This window comes from Longicatena caecimuris, assembly GCF_004341945.1.
Classification (GTDB): Bacteria; Bacillota_I; Bacilli_A; order Erysipelotrichales; family Erysipelotrichaceae; genus Longicatena; species Longicatena caecimuris.
Window position 1 is genome coordinate 43,908 of record NZ_SMBP01000024.1, and the last position, 6,704, is coordinate 50,611.

Annotated in this window: 4 protein-coding genes; 2 read left to right on the top strand and 2 right to left on the bottom strand. The window is 38.4% G+C overall.

Annotated features, from left to right (window positions below; genetic code table 11):
- Positions 1 to 7: 7 nt before the first annotated feature.
- Both EDD61_RS11960 and EDD61_RS11965 read left to right on the top strand, forming a co-directional pair.
- Positions 8 to 1,936 (top strand): beta-glucoside-specific PTS transporter subunit IIABC, encoded by a 1,929-nt coding sequence (locus tag EDD61_RS11960; protein WP_132225578.1) that lies wholly within the window; start codon positions 8 to 10, stop codon positions 1,934 to 1,936.
- Positions 1,937 to 1,946: 10 nt separating this feature from the next.
- Positions 1,947 to 3,377: a 6-phospho-beta-glucosidase gene (locus tag EDD61_RS11965; protein ID WP_132225580.1), complete on the top strand. Its 1,431-nt coding sequence runs from the start codon at positions 1,947 to 1,949 to the stop codon at positions 3,375 to 3,377.
- Between the two features lie 2,080 nt (positions 3,378 to 5,457).
- On the opposite strand, the gene EDD61_RS11970 is transcribed toward EDD61_RS11965, so the two are convergent.
- Together EDD61_RS11970 and rpmE are read right to left on the bottom strand one after the other, a co-directional pair.
- Positions 5,458 to 6,063 carry a thymidine kinase gene (locus EDD61_RS11970; RefSeq protein ID WP_008691231.1) on the bottom strand — a complete coding sequence of 202 codons (606 nt, stop codon included), beginning with the start codon at positions 6,061 to 6,063 and terminating at the stop codon, positions 5,458 to 5,460.
- A 216-nt stretch (positions 6,064 to 6,279) separates the two neighbouring features.
- Positions 6,280 to 6,483, bottom strand: coding sequence for a 50S ribosomal protein L31 (rpmE, locus tag EDD61_RS11975; protein ID WP_008691228.1), 204 nt, complete (start codon positions 6,481 to 6,483; stop codon positions 6,280 to 6,282).
- Positions 6,484 to 6,704 lie beyond the last annotated feature (221 nt).

The window sequence follows — 6,704 nt, forward strand, 5'->3', positions numbered from 1 at the left end:
CTTTAAAATGGCTACTTACGAAACACTTGCACAAGAAATTGTGAAAAACATCGGAGGCAGTGACAATGTCATCAGCCTCACACACTGTATCACTCGTTTACGCTTCAAACTAAAAGATGAATCCATCGCCAAGGATGAAGTCTTAAAGAATCTGGATGGTGTTGTGACCGTCATGAAAAGCGGTGGACAATATCAGGTTGTCATTGGCAATGCAGTTGCGGATGTTTATGCGCAGGTCCTGCCTTTATTGCATCTTGGTGATATGGACAATATGGCAACACAAAGCGATGGCAAAAAGGAAAAATTATTAGATCGTTTTGTGGATATCATCTCCGGTATCTTCCAGCCAATCCTTGGTATCATGGCTGCCTGTGGTATGATCAAAGGCTTAAATATCCTTTTTGTATCTTTGCATTTGTATAGCGATACTTGCGGTGGCTATATGATCATCAATGCAATTGGGGATGCGATGTTTACCTTCCTGCCGCTATATCTTGGTTACACTGCATCAAAGAAATTTGGCTTAAAGCCAATGGTTGGTTTAACAATCGGTGCGATCATGTGTTATCCGGCTATTCAAAGCAGTGCCGTATCAACCTTGGGAGAGCCTATGTATACCCTGTTTGAGGGAACGATGTTTGCTTCTCCTGTCTATATTGATTTCTTTGGCATTCCTTTGATTTCCATGGATTATACTTCTACCGTTATTCCAGTCATCTTTATCGTTTACTTTGCTAGTAAATGTGAAAAACTATTTAACAAATGGATTCCAGATCTGGTTAAATTCTTCTTTGTGCCAATGTTGACATTGCTTGTTGCTTTACCAATTGGTTTCTTATTAATCGGACCTGTTGCTACCTTTGGTTCTAAGATCATAGCCGAAACCGTTATTGCGATTCGTGATTTCTCTCCAATGTTGGCAGGTGCTGTGGTTGGCTTAACTTGGCAGATTCTTGTCATCTTCGGTTTACATTGGGGCTTTATTCCAGTATATATCAATAATATTATGACCAATGGCTTTGATGCGGTCATGATGCCTTTCTTCGCTTGTACCTTTGCGACTTCTGCCGTTGTTTTAGCTATCTTCTTAAAAACAAAAGATAAAAAGTTAAAAGAAATGTGCATTCCTAACTTTATTTCTGGCATCTTCGGTGTTACTGAGCCTGCTATTTATGGTATTTTATTACCTTTGAAAAAACCATTTATCATCAGCTGTATTGCCGGAGGTATCGGCGGCGGTTTCTATGGCTTCTGTAACTTCCGTAAGTTCTCTATGGGTGGCATGGGCATCTTTGAATTGCCTGCTATGATAGAGCCTGATGGTAGTATGGGCAATCTTACGGTTGCGATTGCCGGTATCCTGTTAACGATGGTCATCGCCTTTATAATCACAATGATTAGCTTTAAAGATAAAGCTGAAAAAACAAATACTTCTGCGATAGAAACACAAACAGCAACGGAAATGGAAAAACCTTTAGTAAAGAAAACCATGCTGACAGCACCTGTTGATGGTAAGATCATTACGTTATGTGATGTACAGGATGATGCTTTTGCCAGTGAAATTCTTGGAAAAGGCTGTGCTATTTTACCGACAGATGGATGTTTTCATGCGCCAATCAGCGGAACGATTTCTACTTTATTCCCTTCACGTCATGCCATCGGCATTACATCGGATGATGGAATAGAAGTACTAATTCATATTGGATTAGATACCGTACAGCTCAATGGGGAAGGCTTTACAGCACTTGTGAAACAAGGTGATCATGTAGAACAAGGACAACCATTAGTAAATGTGGATCTAGCATTTGTAAAAGAGAAAGGTTTCTGTCTGGAAACACCAGTTGTCATTACCAACTCTGCTCAGTATTTAGATGTACTGGATGTTGCGAAAGACACGATACATGCAGGAGAAGACTTCCTGCATATCGTAAAATAGAGGTATGTGTATGAGCTTTCCTAAACAGTTCTTATGGGGAGGGGCAACCGCCGCAAATCAATTTGAAGGTGGATATCAGGAAGGTGGCAGAGGCTTAGCAAATGTTGATATCTGTCCTTCAGGAAGTGATCGTTCCGCTATTATTTGTAGTCATCTTAAAACCTTTACCTGTGATGAACACCATCACTATCCATCACATGACAGTGTTGATTTCTATCATCATTATAAAGAAGATATCGCCCTCATGGCAGAAATGGGGTTCAAGGTATATCGCATGAGCATTGCCTGGACACGTATCTTTCCCAATGGGGATGAAGAAGAACCAAATGAAGAAGGTTTGCAGTTTTATGATGCCATCTTTCGTGAATGCCAAAAGTATCATATAGAACCACTTGTGACAATCGTACATTTTGATTGCCCTATGCATCTCATCCAAACCTATGGTGGATGGAAAAACCGTAAGATGATTGATTTTTATCTTCGTTTATGCAAAGTTTTATTCACACGTTATAAAGGTATCGTAAAATATTGGCTGCCTTTTAATGAAATTAATATGATCTTACACGCTCCATTTCTAGGTGCCGGTTTATATTTTGAGGATGGAGATGATGAAGAGCGTATTAAATATCAGGCTGCGCATCATGAATTGATAGCTAGCGCTCTAGCCACAAAATTAGCACATGAAATAGATCCAGAAAATCAGATTGGCTGCATGTTTGCGGCAGGTTCTGTCTATCCTTATAGCTGTCATCCACAAGATGTCTTTGAGGCTTTGAAGAAAGATCGAGAAAGTTACTTTTTCATTGATATCCAAGCACGTGGAGCTTATCCATCCTATGCGATAAAGGAATTAACTAGAAAACATTGCATGCCCCATATGGAAGATGATGACAATGCGATTTTAAAGAAATATCCGGTTGATTTTATTTCCTTTTCTTATTATAACAGTCGCTGTGTCAGCGGACAGAAAGAACCAGAAAAACTAACAGAAGGCAATTTGTTTGCTTCCGCAAAGAATCCCTATCTGACCTATAGCGATTGGGGTTGGCCGATTGATCCATTAGGCTTAAGAATCACTTTAAATCACGTCTATGATCGCTATCAAAAACCAATGTTCATTGTAGAAAATGGCTTAGGCGCGATTGATACGGTAAAGGCTGATGGAACGATTGAAGATGATGCACGTATTTCTTATTTGCGTGAGCATATCCTTGCTATGAAAGCTGCAATAGAAGAAGATGGTGTTGAACTGATGGGGTATACCGCTTGGGGACCGATTGATTTAGTTAGTGCCTCCAGCGGTGAGATGAAAAAACGGTATGGTTTTGTATATGTTGATAAACAGGATGATGGCAGTGGCTCCATGCAGCGCATCCGAAAAAAATCTTTTTACTGGTATAAATCAGTTATTGAAAGTAATGGAGAATGTTTAATAAAATAAATAAAGCTATTACTAAAAAACACTATGTGATTTCATCTTGACAAATTATTAAAAATCAGTAAAATATAGTCATCAGGACAATGCCTTCGGGCAAAGGAAAGGGAACGACCGAGAATCGTTCCCTTTTTGACGTTGAAAGGAGTTCAGGACAATGAGAGAATGGCTAATGGAAACCTACACGTGTGATAAGGACCACGGCAGGGCTATCTTACGCTTCAATAAATCAATTATCTGCTAGTACGCAGGTATTCGATCCATATCAGCAGAAAGATAAATAAATATACCAAATCCACTGTCATTTCCTCCCATAACTACGCCACACTCAATATGTGCCATTAGTTAGACCTCCTTCCTTTTTATATACGACACGAGCGAGTAAAAAACATAAAGAAAATGAAAAGAGTTTATTTTTCTAAAACCACCTTTTAAATCCACCTTTATTATCTTGACAAATTATTGAAAATCAGTAAAATATAGTCATCAGGACAATGCCTTCGGGCAAAGGAAAGGGAACGATTCTCGGTCGTTCCCTTTTTGACGTTTAAAGGAGTTCAGGACAATGAGAGAATGGCTAATGGAAACCTGTATGTGTGATAAGGACCACAACAGGGCTATCTTACACTTCAATAAATCAATTATCTGCTAGTACGCAGATATTCAATCCATATTAGCAGAAAGATAAATAAATATACCAAATCCACTGTCATTTCCTCCCATAACTACGCCACACTCAATATGTGCCATAAGTTAGACCTCCTTCCTTTTTATATACGACACGAGCGAGTAAAAAACGTAAAGATGATGAAAGGAAATCATTTTTCAAATACGACTACTTTATCTTGACAAACTATTGAAAATCAGTAAAATATAGTCATCAGGACAATGCCTTCGGGCAAAGGAAAGGGAACGACCTCGAATCGTTCCCTTTTTGACGCTTAAAGGAGTTCAGGACAATGAGAGAATGGCTAATGGAAACCTGTATGTGTGATAAGGACCGCAACAGGGCTATCTTACGCTTCGATAAATCAATTATCTGCTAGTGCGCAGATATTCGATCCATATCAGCAGAAAGATAAATAAATATACCAAATCCACTGTCATTTCCTCCCATAACTACGCCACACTCAATATGTGCCATTAGTTAGACCTCCTTCCTTTTTATATACGACATAAACGAGTGAAAAACGTAAAGAATATGAAAAGAGCTTATTTTTTCTGAACCCTCCTTTATTGTCTTGACAAATTATTGAAAATCAGTAAAATATAGTCATCAGGACAATGCCCTCGGGCAAAGGAAAGGGAACGATTCGTGGTCGTTCCCTTTTTGACGTTTAAAGGAGTTCAGGACAATGAGAGAATGGCTAATGGAAACCTGCTCGTGTGATAAGGACCACGGCGGGGCTATCTTACGCTTCAATAAATCAATTATCTGCTAGTGCGCAGATATTCGATCCATATCAGTAGAAAGATAAATAAATATACCAAATCCATTGTCATTTCCTCCCATAACTACGCCACACTCAATATGTGCCATTAGTTAGACCTCCTTCCTTTTTATATACGACACGAGCGAATAAAAAACGTAAAGATGAAGAAAAGAAATCATTTTTTTAAATACGACTACTTTATCTTGACAAACTATAGGAAATCAGTAAAATATAGTCATCAGGACAATGCCTTCGGGCAAAGGAAAGGGAACGATGGTGGTCGTTCCCTTTTTGACGCTTAAAGGAGTTCAGGACAATGAGAGAATGGCTAATGGAAACCTGCTCGTGTGATAAGGACCACGGCGGGGCTATCTTACGCTTCAATAAATCAATTATCTGCTAGTACGCAGATATTCAATCCATATTAGTAGAAAGATAAATAAATATACCAAATCCACTGTCATTTCCTCCCATAACTACGCCACACTCAATATGTGCCATTAGTTAGACCTCCTTCCTTTTTATATACGACACAAACAAGTGAAAAACGTAAATTTCTTATCATGAATTATCTAAAACAAAAAAAGTCAAATGACAAAGACATTTAAAAAGATGAACGTTATCAAATTAATTAATCAAACGCTCATCTTTTCTTATTTCTTCATTTCTACATGTATTTGAGGTCGTCCTTCTACCTCATGACAATGACGACATCTAGCCTCATATTGTTCACTGGCTCCCACAACGATAATAGGATCATCATAGCTTGCAGGCTTACCATTTACCAAACGCTGTGTCCGTGTAGCAGGTGCTCCACACTTTGTACAAACAGCAGTCAGTTTCGTAACAAATTCCGCGTGCGTGAATAATTCCGGCATAACACTAAATGGAACACCGCGAAAATCCATGTCTAATCCAGCCGCCATGACACGCTTGCCACGATCAGCAAAATAGTCACAAATCTGCACAATTTCTTCATCGAAAAACTGTACTTCATCAATAGCAATTACATCATAACTGTCATCTATGTAATCAAAAATTTCTCTTGCCTTACTGATGTTAAAGCTTTTTACACTGCTTCCGGCATGTGATACAACGCATTCCTCACTATAACGATTATCAATCTTCGGTTTAAAAACAGCTATTTTTTTCTTAGCATATTCCAACACCTTGATTCTACGAATCAATTCTTCTGTTTTTCCTGCAAACATACAGCCACTGATGACTTCCAGCCACCCTTCACGATATTGTTGATACATATCTTTTCACCTCATTACAACAGTATCTATTATAACGAATTTATGTGGGAAATGGTAGAAATAAACATAAGAAATTATCATATTTCCCAAATACTTTTTCAATATGTAACATCTGTTTATTGATTGGAAACAATTGCCTCAATGCCATTCAATTATGAAAGGCTAGGCTTCCCTATGAAAGAAAAAAAGAGGTTACCCTCTTTTTTATGTGTGTTCTTATTTAAGTCCGTATTTCTTATTAAACTTCTCGATACGTCCCTGGGCAGCAGCAAATCTCTGACGACCAGTGAAGAATGGATGACAGTTTGAGCAAGTATCAACACGTAATTCTTTCGCTGTTGAACCTGTTTCAAATTCAGCTCCACAAGAAGTACATTTCACCATGATACGGTGGTATTCTGGGTGAATTCCTTTTTTCATAATTTTACTCTCCTTCCGCCTTAGACCTCAGGTGGGTCCAAAGTAAGTGCTATACCATTATAGCAACACTTTTTTCAAATCGCAAGTGTTTCTCGCGAAAAAGATGGTAAAATACATTAAATTTTTCCCGTCTTTAGAAGTTAGCACCATGTTTCTTTAGGAGCAAAAAAACAAATGTTAATCAGAGCCCGTATTTATGCGGGTTTTTATGTGCGAAAATA

What these genes read in the sequence shown, in the direction of transcription:
- EDD61_RS11965 (WP_132225580.1), top strand. Translation starts at nt 1,947, where the DNA reads ATGAGCTTTCCTAAACAGTTCTTATGGGGAGGGGCAACCGCCGCAAAT.
- EDD61_RS11960 (WP_132225578.1), top strand. Translation starts at nt 8, where the DNA reads ATGGCTACTTACGAAACACTTGCACAAGAAATTGTGAAAAACATCGGA.
- rpmE (WP_008691228.1), bottom strand. Translation starts at nt 6,483, where the DNA reads ATGAAAAAAGGAATTCACCCAGAATACCACCGTATCATGGTGAAATGT.
- EDD61_RS11970 (WP_008691231.1), bottom strand. Translation starts at nt 6,063, where the DNA reads ATGTATCAACAATATCGTGAAGGGTGGCTGGAAGTCATCAGTGGCTGT.